This window comes from Streptomyces kaniharaensis (assembly GCF_009569385.1).
Lineage (GTDB): Bacteria > Actinomycetota > Actinomycetes > Streptomycetales > Streptomycetaceae > Kitasatospora > Kitasatospora kaniharaensis.
Genome location: NZ_WBOF01000001.1, coordinates 1,282,003 through 1,298,623, shown reverse-complemented (window position 1 = coordinate 1,298,623; position 16,621 = coordinate 1,282,003). Strand labels below are relative to the sequence as shown.

14 protein-coding genes are annotated in these 16,621 nt (G+C 71.1%); 11 read left to right on the top strand and 3 right to left on the bottom strand.

The features are described 5' to 3' along the window. Positions 1 to 199: 199 nt before the first annotated feature. Positions 200 to 3,328, bottom strand: a complete 3,129-nt coding sequence (gene ileS / locus F7Q99_RS05925) for an isoleucine--tRNA ligase (protein ID WP_153460374.1) — start codon at positions 3,326 to 3,328, stop codon at positions 200 to 202. Between the two features lie 610 nt (positions 3,329 to 3,938). Between ileS and F7Q99_RS05920 the strand changes: the two genes are divergently transcribed. The 8 genes from F7Q99_RS05920 to F7Q99_RS05885 all read left to right on the top strand — a co-directional run bounded on the left by F7Q99_RS05920 (position 3,939) and on the right by F7Q99_RS05885 (position 11,897). After that, positions 3,939 to 4,406, top strand: a complete 468-nt coding sequence (locus F7Q99_RS05920; RefSeq protein WP_326846310.1) for a TraR/DksA family transcriptional regulator — start codon at positions 3,939 to 3,941, stop codon at positions 4,404 to 4,406. A gap of 240 nt (positions 4,407 to 4,646) precedes the next feature. Then, on the top strand, positions 4,647 to 5,219 hold the full coding sequence (gene lspA / locus F7Q99_RS05915) for a signal peptidase II (RefSeq protein ID WP_407697747.1): 573 nt from the start codon (positions 4,647 to 4,649) through the stop codon (positions 5,217 to 5,219). A gap of 54 nt (positions 5,220 to 5,273) precedes the next feature. Then, positions 5,274 to 6,212 (top strand): RluA family pseudouridine synthase, encoded by a 939-nt coding sequence (locus F7Q99_RS05910; protein WP_326846308.1) that lies wholly within the window; start codon positions 5,274 to 5,276, stop codon positions 6,210 to 6,212. A 1-nt stretch (position 6,213) separates the two neighbouring features. Continuing rightward, positions 6,214 to 6,681 carry a GNAT family N-acetyltransferase gene (locus tag F7Q99_RS05905; RefSeq protein WP_153460371.1) on the top strand — a complete coding sequence of 156 codons (468 nt, stop codon included), beginning with the start codon at positions 6,214 to 6,216 and terminating at the stop codon, positions 6,679 to 6,681. A gap of 140 nt (positions 6,682 to 6,821) precedes the next feature. Continuing rightward, positions 6,822 to 9,611: an alpha/beta fold hydrolase gene (locus F7Q99_RS05900; protein WP_153460370.1), complete on the top strand. Its 2,790-nt coding sequence runs from the start codon at positions 6,822 to 6,824 to the stop codon at positions 9,609 to 9,611. A gap of 155 nt (positions 9,612 to 9,766) precedes the next feature. Next, positions 9,767 to 10,549, top strand: coding sequence for an ABC transporter permease (locus F7Q99_RS05895; RefSeq protein WP_153465845.1), 783 nt, complete (start codon positions 9,767 to 9,769; stop codon positions 10,547 to 10,549). 112 nt (positions 10,550 to 10,661) lie between these two features. Beyond that, positions 10,662 to 11,258, top strand: coding sequence for a dienelactone hydrolase family protein (locus tag F7Q99_RS05890; protein WP_326847177.1), 597 nt, complete (start codon positions 10,662 to 10,664; stop codon positions 11,256 to 11,258). 105 nt (positions 11,259 to 11,363) lie between these two features. Further along, positions 11,364 to 11,897: a hypothetical protein gene (locus F7Q99_RS05885; RefSeq protein WP_153460369.1), complete on the top strand. Its 534-nt coding sequence runs from the start codon at positions 11,364 to 11,366 to the stop codon at positions 11,895 to 11,897. A 55-nt stretch (positions 11,898 to 11,952) separates the two neighbouring features. Here F7Q99_RS05885 and F7Q99_RS05880 read toward each other — a convergent pair whose 3' ends face one another. Together F7Q99_RS05880 and F7Q99_RS05875 are read right to left on the bottom strand one after the other, a co-directional pair. Continuing rightward, positions 11,953 to 13,530, bottom strand: coding sequence for an asparagine synthase-related protein (locus F7Q99_RS05880; RefSeq protein WP_153460368.1), 1,578 nt, complete (start codon positions 13,528 to 13,530; stop codon positions 11,953 to 11,955). An 81-nt stretch (positions 13,531 to 13,611) separates the two neighbouring features. Next, a complete protein-coding gene (locus tag F7Q99_RS05875; RefSeq protein WP_153460367.1) occupies positions 13,612 to 13,770 on the bottom strand; it encodes a hypothetical protein in 159 nt (52 codons plus the stop codon). A 266-nt stretch (positions 13,771 to 14,036) separates the two neighbouring features. On the opposite strand from F7Q99_RS05875, the gene F7Q99_RS05870 reads away from it, so the two are divergent. The 3 genes from F7Q99_RS05870 (at position 14,037) to F7Q99_RS05860 (ending at position 16,459) form a co-directional block, all read left to right on the top strand. Beyond that, entirely contained in the window at positions 14,037 to 15,299 is a 1,263-nt protein-coding gene (locus F7Q99_RS05870; protein ID WP_153460366.1) for a helix-turn-helix domain-containing protein, read from the top strand. After that, positions 15,296 to 15,829, top strand: a complete 534-nt coding sequence (locus F7Q99_RS05865) for a GNAT family N-acetyltransferase (RefSeq protein ID WP_326846307.1) — start codon at positions 15,296 to 15,298, stop codon at positions 15,827 to 15,829. Before F7Q99_RS05870 ends, F7Q99_RS05865 begins: the two co-directional genes overlap by 4 nt. A gap of 198 nt (positions 15,830 to 16,027) precedes the next feature. Next, complete coding sequence (locus F7Q99_RS05860; RefSeq protein WP_153460365.1) at positions 16,028 to 16,459, top strand: VOC family protein; 432 nt, start codon at positions 16,028 to 16,030, stop codon at positions 16,457 to 16,459. Positions 16,460 to 16,621 lie beyond the last annotated feature (162 nt).

Genomic DNA, 16,621 nt, shown 5'->3' with positions numbered 1-16,621 from the left:
ACCTTCGGGTCGGGGAGGGGGCGCCTTTTTTGTGTGCGCGGATGGGGAGCCGGATGTGGGGAGGGCGCTTGGGGTGGGAAGGGGAGTCCGCGGCGCGCGCGTCCTCGCGCCCCTGCGGGCGCGGGGGTCGGGCGGGGGGCGTGAAACAGAACCGCCGCCACCTCCGGAGGGGAGGTGGCGGCGGTTCCGTTCGGGCAGGTCAGGCCTTGCGGAGCTGGAAGGCGAGGCCGAGGGATTCGTCGGTGAAGCTCTCGGAGTCCCAGTCGGCGGCGCCGGCGGCGAAGTCGGTGGCGAGCACCTCTTCGGCGACCAGGGGGCCGTGCTCGGCGATGGCCTCGGCGGTCTCCTCGGAGGTGGCGCGCCAGCGGAGGACGATGCGGTCGGCGACGTCCAGGCCGGAGTTCTTCCGGGCCTCCTGGATCTGGCGGATGGCGTCGCGGGCGATGCCGAGCCGCTTGAGCTCCGGGGTGATGGCCAGGTCGAGGGCGACGGTGGCGCCGGACTCCTTGGCGACGGCCCAGCCCTCGCGCGGGGTCTCGGTGATGATCACCTCGTCCGGGGAGAGGGAGACCGTCTCGCCGTCGAGCTCGACGCCGGTCTCGCCGTTCGCGCGCAGCTCGGCGGCCAGGCGGGCGGCGTCGGCGGCGGCGACCGCCTTGGCGACGTCCTGCACGCCCTTGCCGAAGCGCTTGCCCAGGGCGCGGAAGTTGGCCTTGGCCGTGGTGTCGACCAGCGAGCCGCCCACCTCAGCCAGAGACTCCAGGGTGGAGACGTTGAGCTCCTCGGCGATTTGCGCGCGCAGGTCGGCGGGCAGTTCGTCCCAGCCCTGGGCGGCGATCAGCGCGCGGGACAGCGGCTGACGGGTCTTCACGCCGGACTCGGCGCGGGTGGCCCGGCCGAGCTCGACCAGGCGGCGCACCAGCGCCATGTGCCGGGAGAGGTCGGCGTCGATCAGCGTCTCGTCCGCCTCCGGCCAGGTGGACAGGTGGACCGAGGCCGGGGCGTCCGGGACGACCGGGACGACCAGGTCCTGCCAGACCCGCTCGGTGATGAACGGGGTGAGCGGGGCCATCAGACGGGTGACCGTCTCCAGCGCCTCGTGCAGGGTGGCGAGCGCGGCGGCGTCGCCCTGCCAGAAGCGGCGGCGGCCGCGGCGGACGTACCAGTTGGACAGGTCGTCGACGAAGCCGGAGAGCAGCTTGCCGGCGCGCTGGGTGTCGTACGCCTCGAAGGCCGCGTCGACCTCGCGGACCAGGGTGTTCAGCTCGGAGAGCACCCAGCGGTCCAGCAGCGGGCGGTCGGCCGGGGCCGGGTCGCTCGCCGAGGGGGCCCAGTCGGAGGTGCGGGCGTACAGGGCCTGGAAGGCGACGGTGTTCCAGTAGGTGAGGAGGGTCTTGCGGACCACCTCCTGGATCGTGCCGTGGCCGACCCGGCGGGCCGACCAGGGCGATCCGCCGGCCGCCATGAACCAGCGGACGGCGTCCGCGCCGTGCTGGTCCATCAGCGGGATCGGCTGCAGGATGTTGCCCAGGTGCTTGGACATCTTGCGGCCGTCCTCGGCCAGGATGTGGCCCAGGCAGACGACGTTCTCGTAGCTGTTCTTGTCGAACACCAGGGTGCCGACCGCCATCAGCGTGTAGAACCAGCCGCGGGTCTGGTCGATCGCCTCGGAGATGAACTGCGCCGGGTAGCGCTTCTCGAACAGCTCCTTGTTCTGGTACGGGTAGCCGTACTGGGCGAACGGCATCGAGCCCGAGTCGTACCAGGCGTCGATCACCTCGGGCACCCGGGTCGCGGTGCCGCCGCACTCGCGGCAGGCGAAGGTGACCTCGTCGATGAACGGGCGGTGCGGGTCGAGGCCGCTCTGGTCGGCGCCTGTGAGCTCGGACAGCTCGGCCAGCGAGCCGACGCAGGTGAGGTGGCGCTCCTCGCAGCGCCAGATCGGCAGCGGGGTGCCCCAGTAGCGGTTGCGGCTGAGCGCCCAGTCGATGTTGTTGTTCAGCCAGTCGCCGAAGCGGCCGTGCTTGACCGTCTCCGGGAACCAGTTGGTGGCCTCGTTCTCACGGATCAGCCCGTCCTTGACGGCGGTGGTCCGGATGTACCAGGACGGCTGCGCGTAGTAGAGCAGCGCGGTGTGGCAGCGCCAGCAGTGCGGGTAGCTGTGCTCGTACGGAACGTGGCGGAAGAGCAGGTCGCGCGCCTTGAGGTCGGCGACCAGGGCCTCGTCGGCCTTCTTGAAGAACTGGCCGCCGACCAGCGGGACGTCGGGGGCGAAGGTGCCGTCGGCCAGCACCGGGTTGACCACCGGAAGGCCGTACTTGCGGCAGGTCGCGAGGTCGTCCGCACCGAAGGCGGGGGCCTGGTGGACGATGCCGGTGCCGTCCTCCGTGGTGACGTAGTCGGCGTTGAGGACGAAGTGCGCGTTCTCGATCTCGACCAGGTCGAACGGGCGGCGGTAGGCCCAGTGCTCCATCTCGGCGCCGGTGAAGGACTGGCCGGTGGTCTCCCAGCCCTCGCCGAGGGCCTTGGCGACCAGCTGTTCGGCGACGACCAGCTTCTCGTTGCCGTCGGTGGCCACCACGTAGGTGACCTCGGGGTGGACGGCGGCGGCGGTGTTGGAGACCAGGGTCCACGGGGTGGTCGTCCAGACCAGCAGCGCGGCCTCGCCGGCCAGCGGGCCGCCGGTCAGCGGGAAGCGGACGAAGACCGATGGGTCGACGACGGTCTCGTAGCCCTGGGCCAGCTCGTGGTCGGACAGGCCGGTGCCGCAGCGCGGGCACCAGGGGGCGACCCGGTGGTCCTGGACCAGCAGGCCCTTGTCGAAGATCTGCTTGAGCGACCACCAGACGGACTGGACGTACGACGGGTCCATCGTCCGGTAGGCCTCGTCGAGGTCGACCCAGTACCCCATGCGGGTGGTCAGCTCGGAGAAGGCGTCGGTGTGGCGGGTCACCGACTCGCGGCACTTGGCGTTGAACTCGGCGATGCCGTACGCCTCGATGTCCTGCTTGCCGGAGAAGCCCAGCTCCTTCTCGACGGCCAGCTCGACCGGGAGGCCGTGGCAGTCCCAGCCGGCCTTGCGGGCGACGTGGTAGCCCTTCATCGTCCGGAAGCGCGGGAAGACGTCCTTGAAGACGCGGGCCTCGATGTGGTGGGCGCCGGGCATGCCGTTGGCGGTCGGCGGGCCCTCGTAGAAGACCCACTCGGGGCGGCCCTCGGACTGCTCCAGGCTGCGCTGGAAGATCTTGTTGTCCTGCCAGAAGGACAGGATCCGGTGCTCCAGGGCAGGCAGATCCACCTGCGCGGGGACGGCGTTGTAGGTAGTCATCGCGGGCGTCATACCTCCGGCGGATGTGGACGGGATCCGACGGAGGGACGAGACGGCTTGCCGTCCCGCGGTACCACCCTCCTTGGCCGCGGTACTGCCTGCGGCCCTCTTGTTTGGGCTTGCTGCCGGGTCTAGTGGGCCGCCGCGCCGAGGCGGGCGGCTGTTCTTCCGGCGGCTCCGGGGTGATCTTCCCGCCGCGCACACCCCCGGGCTCGCACCGTCCCCGGGTCGCTGGTGGCTGCGTACGTCGGTACTCGTCCCATCTGCGCCTTGCAGGCCCAGTGTATCGGCTGCCGCAAGTCGATTCCGCGCGGTGCTTTCCCCGGTGTGCGGGGGTGATTAGGCGGGGGTGTTCTGGGCACAAATCTGGTCGGCGTGGGGCCGGGGCGGTTGGGGCGGCTGCCTGGGTGGGATCATGCTGGGGTGCCGGTATGTCATGTTGTGACCGGTTTTGATCGGGATTATCGTTCCGGCACTGGAGGCCGCCGGGAACCGGCGGCTCGATTCGTTCGTAGATGGGGTCGAAGCCATGGCTGATAAGGCAACCGGCGTGGGCACCGCCACGAAGCGGGCACGCAAGGCCGTGGCGGCCGATCCAGGGGAGGGGACCGTGACCACTACCGCACGGCAGAACACCAGCATCGACACCGTCACCGTGCCGCTCGGAGCCGAATCCGTGGACCCGGCCACGCTGCCGGTCCGTCCCGGCGAGGAGCCCTGGACCTCCGAGGAGGTCCACGAGCTGCACACCGAGCTGATCCGCGACCTGGAGCGGCTGCAGAACGAGATCGGTGCCGCCGAGGCCGCCATCTCCGGGCTGATGCGTGACTCCAACGACGGAGCCGGCGACGACCAGGTGGACGCCGGTACGAAGAACATCTCGCGGGAGAGCGAGCTGGCCCTCGCCAACAACGCGCGCGACAGCCTCGCCCAGACCGAGCACGCCCTGGCCAGGCTGGAAGGCGTCGGCTTCGGCGTCTGCGAGTCCTGCGGGCAGGCCATCGGCAAGGCCCGGATGCAGGCCTTCCCGCGGGCCACGCTCTGCGTGCAGTGCAAGGCCAAGCAGGAACGCCGCTGAACCGGCCGACCGACGCGACGCGGGGGGTCGGGCTTGCCGTACGCTCGACCCCGTAACGTCGCCCGAACGTCACCAGGAACGTCCGCAACGGACGCGTCCGGGACGTCATCGGCCCACCACCCTCCCCCACCTCCGGCCGGGGGAGTTCCATCGGCAGCGGAGCGGATCATCAGTACGCAAGGTTCCCCCCAGACCCGGGACGACGCCGTCCCGACCCCCGCCGATGCCGTGGAGGTGGCCGTGGCCGAGCCAGCCGAGGCGGCTCCCGTGACTGGCGCGACGGCGGCGGAGCGGCCCAAGGGTCCGCGGCGGATCGGCGTTCTGCTGGTCGTCGCCGTGCTCGCGTTCCTGATCGACCTCGGCAGCAAGCTGCTGGTCGTCGCCCGGCTGGAGAACCACGCGGCGATCAAGGTGATCGGCGACGTCGTCACGCTCCAGGTGATCCGCAACTCCGGCGCCGCCTTCGGCATGGGTCAGGCGCTCACCGTCGTCTTCACCATGATCGCCGCGGCCGTCATCGTGGTGATCTGGCGCATCGCCCGCCGCCTGTACAGCCTGCCCTGGGCGATCGCGCTCGGACTGCTGCTCGGCGGAGCGCTGGGCAACCTCACCGACCGGCTGTTCCGCGCGCCGGGTGTCTTCCGCGGGCACGTGGTGGACTTCATCTCCGTCCAGCACTTCGCGGTGTTCAACCTCGCCGACTCGGCGATCGTCTGCGGCGGGATCCTCGTCGTGCTGCTCTCCTTCCGCGGCAGCAACCCGGACGGGACCGTGCACCAGGCGGAGAAGAAGCCGGAGAAGTCCGAGAAGTAGGCCCCGACCGGGACGGCGGCAGGGGCGGGCCGCGTTTCCGGCATACTCGTACGGGTGAGTACCGCAGCGCAGATCCGCAGCCTCCCCGTTCCCGACGGCCTGGAGGGCGAGCGTCTCGACGCCGCCCTCGCCCGGATGTTCGGCTTCTCCCGGACCAAGGCCGCCGAGCTGGCCGCCGACGGCAAGGTGACGCTCGACGGCGCCACGGCCGGCAAGTCGGACCGGGTCACCGCCGGCTCCTGGCTGGAGGTCGAGATCCCCGCCCCCGCGGCCCCGGTGCAGATCGTCGCCGAGCCGGTCGACGGCATGCGCATCGTCCATGACGACGAGGACATCGTGCTCGTCGACAAGCCCGTCGGCGTCGCCGCGCACCCCAGCCCCGGCTGGACCGGCCCCACCGTCATCGGCGGGCTCGCCGCGGCCGGCTACCGGATCTCCACGTCCGGCGCCGCCGAGCGCCAGGGCATCGTGCACCGCCTCGACGTCGGCACCTCCGGGCTGATGGTCGTCGCCAAGTCCGAGCGCGCGTACACCGACCTGAAGCGGCAGTTCCACGACCGCGTCACCGAGAAGCGGTACCACACCCTCGTCCAGGGGCACCCGGACCCGCTGAGCGGGACCGTCGACGCGCCCATCGGCCGGCACCCCAGCTCGGACTGGAAGTGGGCGGTCACGCGGGACGGCAAGCCGTCCGTCACGCACTACGACCTGATCGAGGCGTACCGGGCCGCCTCGCTGCTGGACGTGAAGCTGGAGACCGGCCGCACCCACCAGATCCGGGTGCACATGTCCGCGCTGCGGCACCCGTGCGTGGGCGACCTGACGTACGGCGCCGACCCGACGCTCGCCAAGCGGCTCGGGCTGACCCGCCAGTGGCTGCACGCCGTCTCGCTCGGCTTCGAGCACCCGGCGGACGGGCAGTGGGTGGAGTTCTCCAGCGACTACCCGGCCGACCTGCGCAAGGCGCTCGACATCATCTCGGCGGAGAGCTGAGATGACGGCGACGGTCGGGATCAGGGTCGCCGAGGGCGAGGCGGACCTGGCGCTGGTGCGGGCCGTCCGGCGTGAGGTGTTCGTCGTCGAGCAGAACGTGCCGGAGGAGCTGGAGTACGACGAGTACGACGCCACGTCGGTGCACCTGCTGGCGGTGGGCGCGGACGGCGCCGCGCTCGGGACCGGACGGCTGATCTTCGGGGAGCAGGCGCTGAAGCTCACCGGGGGTGTCGAGGGCCGGGTGCTGCTCGGGCGGCTCGCGGTGGTCCGGGCGGCCCGGGGGACCGGGCTCGGGGCCGAGCTCGTGCGGGCGATCGAGGCGGCGGCCGTCGAGCGCGGGGCGGTCGAGCTGGAGCTGCATGCCCAGGTGCAGGCGCTGGGGTTCTACGAGCGGCTGGGGTACGTGGCGGAGGGGTCGGTGTACGAGGACGCCGGGATTCCGCATCGGACGATGACACGGGTTCTGTAGCCCCGCTTCTGTGGCCGGTTCCCCGTGCCCCTTCTCGGGGTGCGGGGAACGTTGCTTCCGGGTTGCGGAGGGCCGAACCGGGCGAAACGGTCAGGGGCTTTATCGGGCGCCTACCCGCGCGACGGATACGATCAACGCCCATGGAGCTCGGTGGGGCATGGCGCCGGTGGCGCGGTCGCGGGACGGTGGCGCGACGAAGACTGCTGGCCGGCGCGGTGGCCCTGGTGGCCGTCGCCGGGGTCGGCTCGGCGGCGGTGGCGGCCGGCGGCGAGCAGGCGGTCCGTCAGGAGGATCGTTTCCTCAGCATGCCGGAGACGCCCGGCAGCGACCGGCAAGTCCAGCTGGACACCTCGTTCTTCACCACCGGGTCCACCCCGCGCCCGGCCGTCCTGCTCGCGCACGGCTTCGGCGGCTCCAAGGACGGCGAGCGCGACCGCGCCCGGCAGCTGGCCCGGCAGGGCTACGCGGTGCTGACCTGGTCGGCGCGCGGCTTCGGACACTCCGGCGGGAAGATCGGCCTCAACGCGCCCGACCGCGAGGTCGAGGACGTGAAACACCTGGTGGACTGGCTGGCACAGCGGCCCGAGGTGCGGCTCGACGCCCCCGGTGATCCCCGGGTCGGCATCACCGGCGCCTCCTACGGCGGGGCGATCTCGCTGCTGGCATCCGCGTACGATCACCGGATCGACGCGGTGGCCACCCAGATCACGTGGTGGAACCTGGCCGACGCGCTGTTCCCGCAGGGCATGCAGGGCTCGGACGCGGCGGACGGCGTGTTCAAGAAGCTCTGGGCCGGGATCTTCTTCACCACGGGCGCGGCCGGCGACCTCGGGCCGTCCGGCGGCGCGCCGCGCGGGGGCGGCGGGTCGAAGCCGGGCGACGGCGGGGCGGATGAGGGCAGGCCGGTCGGGTGCGGGCGGTTCCTGGAGTCGCTCTGCCAGATGTACGACCGGGTCGCCACCGCCGGGCACGCCGATCCGGACGCCGTCGCGCTGCTGGAGCGCTCCAGCCCGTCCTCGGTGGCCGCGCAGCTCACGGCGCCCACCCTGGTCGTCCAGGGCCAGCAGGACTCGCTGTTCCCGCTCGACCAGGGCGACGCGATCGCCCGGGCGGTCGCCGCCAACGGCGCGCCCGTCGCGGTGGACTGGTTCGCGGGCGGGCACGACGGCGGCACCGACACCAGCGCCCGGGTGGACGACCGGGTGACCGCCTGGTTCGACCACTATCTGACGGGGCGCGGGAACGACACCGGTCCGGCGTTCCGCGTCACCCGTACCGGCGGGGTCGACTCCACGGGCTTCCAGGCCGTGCTGCGCGGCGCCACCGCCGACCGGTACCCGGGCCTGGGCGGGACGGGCTCGCGCTCGGTCGAGCTGGCCGGTGGCGAGAAGACCTTCGCGAATCCGCCCGGCGGCGCGCCGCCGAACATCTCCACGCTGCCCGGCATCGGCGCGCTCAGCCAGGCCGCCTCGCTCGGCGCCGGGCTGTCGCTCGACTTCCCCGGCCAGCACGCCGCCTTCGAGTCCGCGCCGCTCGACGGCCCGCTGCACCTGACCGGTCAGCCGACCGTGCCCGTCCGGGTACAGGCCGACAAGGCGGACGCGGTGCTCTTCGCCAAGCTGTACGACGTCGGGCCGGACGGCAAGGCCGTGCTGCCGCAGCAGCTCGCCGCCCCGCTGCGGGTCACCGGCGCGGACGCGGGCCGGACCGTGACGGTCGCGCTGCCCGCCGTCGACCACACCTTCCCGGCGGGGCACCGGCTACGGCTCGTCCTGGCCGGCACCGACCTCGCGTACGCCTCGCCCGCCGAACCGGCCACCTACCGGGTGGCGGTGGCCGGGGCGCTCAGCGTGCCGACCGTCGAAGGGCTGGTCACCGAGGCGGCGCCGCTGCCCGCGCGCACCTGGGTGCTGCCGCTGGTCGCCGTTGCGGTGGCAGCCGGTGTGGTGCTCCTGCCCTGGCTGCGGCGGCGCCGGGTGCCGCGGGGGCCTGGTTACGACCCGGCGCTCGCCGAAGTGCCACTGCAGATCACCGGGCTCAGCAAGCGCTACCAGGGTGCCGCGGACCGGTACGCCGTACGGGAGTTGAGCTTCCGGGTCGAGCAGGGGCAGGTGCTCGGCCTGCTCGGGCCCAACGGCGCCGGCAAGACCACCACCCTGCGGATGCTGATGGGCCTGATCAGGCCCGACGCGGGCGAGATCCGGATCTTCGGCCACCTGGTGCGGCCGGGCGCGCCGGTGCTCTCCCGGGTCGGCGCGTTCGTCGAGGGCGCGGGCTTCCTGCCGCACCTCAGCGGGCGGGCCAACCTGCGGCTGTACTGGCAGGCCACCGGACGGCCGGAGGAGGACGCCCGCTTCGACGAGGCGCTCGCCATCGCCGGGCTCGGCGAGGCGCTCGACCGCGCGGTCCGGACGTACTCGCAGGGCATGCGGCAGCGGCTCGCGATCGCCCAGGCGATGCTGGGGATGCCGGACCTGCTCATCCTGGACGAGCCGACCAACGGGCTCGACCCGCCGCAGATCCGCGAGATGCGCGAGGTGATGATCCGGTACGCGGCGGCCGGGCGGACCGTCATCGTGTCCAGCCACCTGCTGGCCGAGGTGGAGCAGAGCTGCACGGATCTCGTGGTGATGGACCACGGGCAGCTGGTGACGACGGGCGCCGTCGGCGAGATCGTCGGGGCCGGCGAACTGCTGATGATCGGTGTCGCCGCCTCGTACGCGCCGGAGTCGGTCGTCGAGAAGGTGGACGCGCTCGCCGGGGTCGGCTCGGCGGAGGCCGTCGAGGGCGGGCTGCTGGTGCAACTGGACGGGCTGGCGGCGAGCGAGCTGCTGGCCGAGCTGGTGCGCCTCGGCGTGCCGGTGGAGAGCGCCGGGCCGCACCGGCGGCTGGAGGACGCGTTCCTGTCGTTGATCGGAGGTGCGGCGTGAGTGGCGTCGAGTCGGGCGTGGGTGGCGCCGCAGCGGGCGCGGGTGGCGTCGAGTCGGGCGTGAGTGACGTCGCAACGGGTGTGAGTGGCGCCGTTTCGGCGGATCACGCCGAGGGGTACCGGGCGGGGCGGACGCTGCCGCTGCGGGTCGAGGCCATGCGGCAGCTGCGGCGGCGGCGGACGCTGATCATCGGCGGGGTGCTGGCGGCGATGCCGCTGGTGCTGCTGGCCGCGTTCCAGATCGGCGGCACGCCGGGCCGTCCGGACCGGACGACGTTCATCGAGCTGGCGACCGCCTCCGGGCCCAACTTCGCCATCACGATGCTGTTCGTGGGCACCGGCTTCATGCTGGTGATCCCGGTCGCGCTGTTCTGCGGCGACACCGTCGCCTCCGAGGCCAGCTGGTCCTCGTTGCGCTACCTGCTGGCCGCGCCGGTGCCCCGGGCCCGGCTGCTGGCGCGCAAGTTCGTGGTCGGGCTGGCGTTCTCGGCGGCCGCGGTGGTCATGCTGCCCGCGATCGGGCTGGTCGTGGGGACGATCGCGTACGGGTGGGGGGATCTGAAGCTCCCGACGGGCGTCAGCCTGTCGGCCGGGCAGGCGCTGCCGCGGCTGGCCATCGCGGTGGCGTTCGTGTTCCTCAGCGAGATCGTGATCGCGGCGCTGGCGTTCTGGCTCTCGACGGCGACGGACGCGCCGCTGGGCGCGGTCGGCGGGGCGGTGTTCGCGTCGATCATCACCGGGGTGCTGGACGCCGTCACGGCGCTGGGCGACCTGCGGCAGTGGCTGCCAGCGCACTGGCAGTACGCGTGGGCGGACGCCCTGCAGCCGCAGCTGGAGTGGGGCGGCATGGTGCAGGGCGTCTCGCTGTCGCTCTCGTACGCGGTGGTGCTGCTGGCGTTGGCCTTCCGGGGGTTCGGGCGGAAGGACGTGGTGTCGTAGCGCGTCCTTGTACGGGATCAGCGCTGGTGGCCGTCAGATCGCCGGAGGCCGCCCCAGGCGGAGGACCTCGTACTGTCCCGCGTACGGGATCATGGGTGGGTAGCCGACTCCGATTCCAAGGACCCCGACCGTGGCCCAGATCGTCCTCTTCCACTCCGCCTACGGGCTGCGCCCCGCCGTCCACGCCGCCGCAGACCGGCTGCGCGCCGCCGGGCACACCGTGCACACGCCGGATCTCTTCGACGGGCGGACCTTCGACGACATCGAGGAAGGGCTGGCGTACCAGGAGGAGGTCGGCGGGAACGACGAACTGCTGCGGCGGGCGGTCGGCGCCGTCGCCCCGCTGTCCGACCGCGGCCTGGTGTACGCGGGCCTCTCGCTGGGCGGCTCGCTCGCACAGAACCTCGCGCTCGCGGACGAGAAGGCGCGCGGGCTGCTGCTCCTGCATGGCACCTCCGACCTGCGGGAGGACGCGGCCAGCGAGATCCCGGTGCAGCTGCACGTCGCCGAGCCGGACCCGTTCGAGACCGAGGACTGGCTGAACGCCTGGTACCTGCGGATGCGCAAGGCCGGGGCGGATGTGGAGGTGCACCGGTACCACGGAGCCGGGCATCTCTTCACCGACCCCGACCTGGCCGACTACGACGCCGAGGCCGCCGAGCGCACGTGCGCCGTCGCGCTCGACTTCCTCGCCGAGCTGGACGCCTGACGGCCGTGGCCCTGTAGAGCCCGGCGGGATCGATGCCCTGCGTGCCACGACTTGATCTTCCTTCGTCGGTAGGGTCGCTATCGGGTGTGCCGGAGGGAGATGTGCGTGTATCGGATGCGTAAGGCGACGGCCGCCGATTCCGAGGCGATCGCCGAGACCGTGCGGGCCCGGTCGGAGTGGCTGTCCACGCGGGGCCTGGGCGAATGCGCGGATGACGCGGCGGAGTACGGCGCGCAGGCCGCGAATCCGGACCTCGCGGTATGGGTGCTGGAGCACGCGGCCGAAGGCGTCGTCGGCTGTACGACGCACTTCGGGAACGAGGCCTTGCCGCACTGGGCGTTCACCGAGGAGGAACGAGCCGAGTCGACGCTCTTCCTGGCGACGACGTTCACCCGGCCGAACCCACACCGGCTCGGACGGCTGATCGCCTGGTGGTCGCTGAACCGGGCGGCCGAGCAGGGCCTGACGTGGGTGCGGCGGGGTACGGGGCAGGAACAACTGTCCCGGTACTACCAGCAGGCCCAGGGTTGGGAGCTGCTCCGGGTCGCCGAACGGCACGGGTCGAAGGTGTTCTTCCTGCAACGCGATGCCCGGCCGGTGCCCGAACTCGCCGACCTGATGGCAGGCCGCGGCCTGTAGCGGACGTATGTCGGCCCCCGGCGGAGGCTTCTCTCTGCCGGGGCCGACGTCGAATTCAGCGGGTAGTGAGGGCAGAGTCCGCGAGCAGGGCGAAGACGACCTCATGGTCGTCGCCTGTCGGCTTTCCGGCCTCCAGCCGGTCCGCGACCTGGGCGAGTCCGTCCGGATCGAGGAGCCGGGCTTCGATCAGCGGCGAGCCATCGCTGAGGATCTGCCGGATACGGGGTGCCCCGTGCCGGCACATCGCCGTGACGATGACATGGTGGAAGTTCTCCACGACCGGCGGTCGAGCGACCTGGACGGGCATGCCGGTGCGGCCGATGAGCTCCCGCATGAGGTGCTTGCCCCGGCGCCACTCCACCGGCAGCCACTCGCAGAAGCGGACGAGCAAGGGGTCGGTGAGCGGGTGAATCGGCCACATGCCCCGGCGCATGAGTGCCGGACCGCATACGGTCTTCGCCATCAGCGCGGTCTCCGGGACGACGGCGGCCGGGGTGATCGCAGAGTCGACGTCGACGAGCAAGGCCCGTGCGGCGGAGCCGAGCCACGGCGGGGCATCCGGTTCGAACCCGCCTGGCCCGGCGATGTCCTCGGCGGCCGTGGTGGCCATGAGCTCGTCCCCGCCGATGCCGGTGAACACCGCGCGGACGCCCAGGTCTGCGAACCGAGCGGCGAGAGTTTCGAGCGCGTCGATGTAGATGTCACTGGTCGGCGAAACCCGACCAGCCCGGGAGAACAGGGAGGTGCCCCCGTACGGCAGGTGGTCCATCGCGTTCACGGTGATGCTCGTCCAACCTGAGGCGATGTGCTCCAGGATCAGCCGTCGGCGCCCGTTCTGTTGGAGACCCCGTTCGGTGTCGAGGACGACCGTCCCGGCGGTGACGCCGGTGCCTTGCGGTGCGGTGCGGAGTGCGAGGGCGACGGTGGTGGAATCCATGCCGGCCGACAGCTGGACGGCGGTCCGGGATCCGGTCCACGGGAGCCGGGTGACGGTTCGTTCCAGCAGGTCCCGGAACAGCGGGATCGGGTCCGTGCCCGCCAGGAGAGAGCGGGCACGGGAGTGCTCGGCGGGTTCTGGGAACCGGATCAGGAGTCGCCCGTCGTCCGGGAAGTGAGCGGTGGCCCGCTCGGTCAGCAGCTTGATGTCTTGCCAGAGCGTTGATGCGGAGTACCGGTTGCGCAGGCCGATCATCCGCGTGACCGCGACGGGATCGAGCCGGTCCGAGGCTTGGTGGTCACGGAGGTTCAACAGGTCCCACGAGCCGTGAAGTACCTTGCCCGTAACGGCGAGGTACTGCGGGGCTGTGCACGCGCTGCCGGTCCGTACTCTGGCGGTCTGACCAGGGACGAGCTCAATCGTGGTCCAGTCGTCTCGATCCTCCCGGAGTTTGCGGAGCGTCTTGTCATAGGTGCTGGGCGGGACGGTGGTGGGCTCGGGGCGGGTTGGGCTGGAGTGGGTTTTCCTGGCAGCTGCGATGAACACGGTGCGGATGCCGTCGGTCAGGGCGGCCTGCTCGGTCAGCTGGTGCCGAAACGGGGCGATCCACGATGATCCGCATTGCCAGCGGCTCCCGGCCCACTGCCAGGTGCGGGTAGGAGAGATGTCGTCGTGGGTGAGGCGGATGTCGAACATCGGCGGTGAGCCTTCGTGAGACGGTGAGGGTGGACACGGCCCGGCCCAGCAGGGGTGCTGCTGGGCCGGGAAGACAGTCGGTCAGACCCCCGTGGTGTCGTACGTGTGGTTGGTGTCGGAAGAGCCCTCCTTCTTCTTGTACGAGTACCGGTCGGTGGTGTCCATGACCTCGTACGCGGGCTCGTCGCCGAAGATCCGGTCGGCCGCTTCCAGCAGCATTCGTTCGTCGGTGATGTTCAAGGATCTGTTCCCTTCACCTGGGACGTCGGTGGCCTCCCCCGGCAGGCCGGGGGAGGCCCGGTACCGGCGGGATTGCCGGCACCGGCGCCGGGGCCCGATGGGTGTGCCTGTCTGGCCGGGGCCTGCGCATGACCAGTGAACGGGCATCAACTGTGCGTGAGCGAGGAAGAGTTCGGTGTGAGACGGTCCACTTCGAACCGGAAAACTTGGCCAGCTCATTACTCGGCGCCGTGCGCGGCAAGTGATGGTGCGGTTACGTTGACTGCATGGTGGCCAACATCCTTCTCCGCCGCAGGATGGCCGAACGCCGCATGACGAAAGCCGAGTTGGCCTGCGAGGTGAACAATGAGATCGAGATGCTCACCGGGAAAGCCGGCACGGTGTCCGAGCGAACGATCCACAACTGGCTGACCGGCGCGACTCGGTGGCCACCTGCCAAGATCCGCCACGCACTCAAGGCGGTGTTCGGCTGCAGCCTCGAAGAACTCGGCTTCGTCCCGACGAGCCGGACCCGCACCACACCGGAGGAAGACGTGAGACGGCGCGACTTCATGACCGCCGTAGGAGGGAGCGTCCTGGCCGCCGCCGCTACGACCGCGGCGTCGACCACGTCGCGCCGGATCGGCACTGCCGACATCGAACGGCTGCAGTTTCGTTTTGCCGAGGTCATCGCCAGCGATCACCGACTCGGCGGCCGGCTGAGCATCGAATCTCAAGCGGCCGCCCTCGCTGACGCAGCCCTTGCTCTCCAGGAACACGGCATCGCGACCCAACGGATTCGGTCCGCCCTGTATGCCTGTGCGGCTTCCTTCACCTCCAGCGCGATGTGGGCCGCTATCGACGGTCGCCGTTTCGACGCCGCTCTCCGGCACCACCAGAAGGCCGCGTACCTCGCGGCCATGTCCGGCGACTTCAGCATTCAGTTCCGGATCTGGTCGCACGCCGGGAGCCTCTATCGTCACCTCGGACGGCCCGGCGACGCGCTCGCCGCCAACGACGTCGCCCGCAACCTGCCGATCACCCGCCGTGATCCCTTGTTTGCCTCGCTTGGGCATGCCAGGCACGCGGCCATCCACGGCCTGACCGGCGACGTCAATGCCGTTCGCCGGTCTCTCGGCCGGGTTCAGGAGGCCCTGGACCGTGCGGACCCGAGCGCGCCGCGGCCGCTGTGGATAGCAGCCTTCTACGACCAGGCCGAACTCGACTCCCTCGCCCTTGCGGCCCACCTGTCAGCAGGGAACTGGGAGGACGCCGAAGCCCACGCGCACCGTAGCCTTGCCGGTCTCCGCGACACCATGCAGCGGTCCCGCGCGATCACCACCGTCCGCCTCGCCCAAGCCCAACTGGGCCAAGGGGACTTCGAGCACGCCGTCTCCACCGCCATGGCGGTGCCGACCGAAGTCTCCAACCATCCTCGTATCACCGGCATGCTGACCGTCTTCGGTGCCAAGCTGGACGACCTGGCTGTCGGCAGCAGCCCGGCCCGGGACTGGGCCGAGTACGCCCACACCATCTGGAGGACTACGTGACCACCGAGCTCCTCCGGCACCGCGACCTGCCCCCCAACGTCCGGCAGGTCCTGCTGGACGTCTACGCCGACGTACGAGCGCCGCTGCTGCACCTGCCGAACTACCGCGTCGCCGCGTTCGCGGAACGCCTCGACCGGCACGCGGCCGAGCCAGGCTTCGAGGTGGTCATCGCCTACGACGACCATGTGCCGGTCGGATACGCCTACGCCAACACCCTTGCGCCGGACGACCGCTGGTGGAAGCGCATGACCGAGCCGCTGCCCGATGGCTTGACCGAGGTGCCCACGGTAGCGCTCAAGGAGATCGGCGTCCGGACTCCCTGGCGCGGAACCGGTGTCGCCCGACGTATCCATGACGAGCTACTGTCCGGCCGCACCGAGAATCACGTCACTCTGCTGGCCAACCCGCTCGCCGGAGACGGCAAGGTCGAAGCCCTGTACGAGTCTTGGGGCTACGAGACGTTCAACAGCCAGCAGCCTTCGCCCGAGTCGCCTCGCCTGATCGCCATGATCCGTTCTGTGGCCGCGTGAAGCGCGCGTTACTGTAGGCCCGGATCGGCAGGCTCCTGTCGGGAAACGCGGCGAGGGATGCGTCGGTGGTCTGGTCCGGAACGGCAGGCGACCCCTTGGAGGCATGAGACAGCAGCGGCTCGCAAGGGCCGTCGTACCGTCAACATGTGGATCCCTAGCGGGACATGAGCGATAGACCTCCCTTGCTATGGTGGGTCGATGGCATCGATCAAGCAGTTCCAAGTCACCTTCGACTGCGCGGAACCTGAGCGCGTCGCTCGTTTCTGGTGCGATGTGCTGGGGTACGTCGTACCGCCGCCACCGAAGGGGTTTGCCACCTGGGGCGATTTCGATCGCTCGCTGCCGTCTGAGCGTCAGGGTTCGGCGTTCGCCTGCATCGACCCCTCGGGTGTGGGCCCGCGGCTGTACTTCCAGCGTGTCCCCGAAGGCAAGGTCGTCAAGAACCGGGTGCATCTTGACGTGCGGGTCGGCACCGGACTCGTGGGTGAAGAGCGCCTCGCCGCACTCGAAGCCGAGTGCGCACGCCTGGTCGCGCTCGGCGCAGTACGCGTGCGACTGCTGTATGACGGCGGCGACGACTCGTGCATCCACATGGAGGACATCGAGGGCAACGACTTCTGTCTCGACTGAGCATCCTCCGAGACGGCGAGGTGGGGAGCGGTGGTAGCGGTCGCCGACAGCTGGTCGCCGGCCGCCCGCCGGGACCGGCGGATTTCGTGGTTGCGGGCCACCGCGAGCACGTAAGGGCGGTGCGCAGTTCCGGGTCGTCGCCGTAGTCGCGATCGGGCCCGT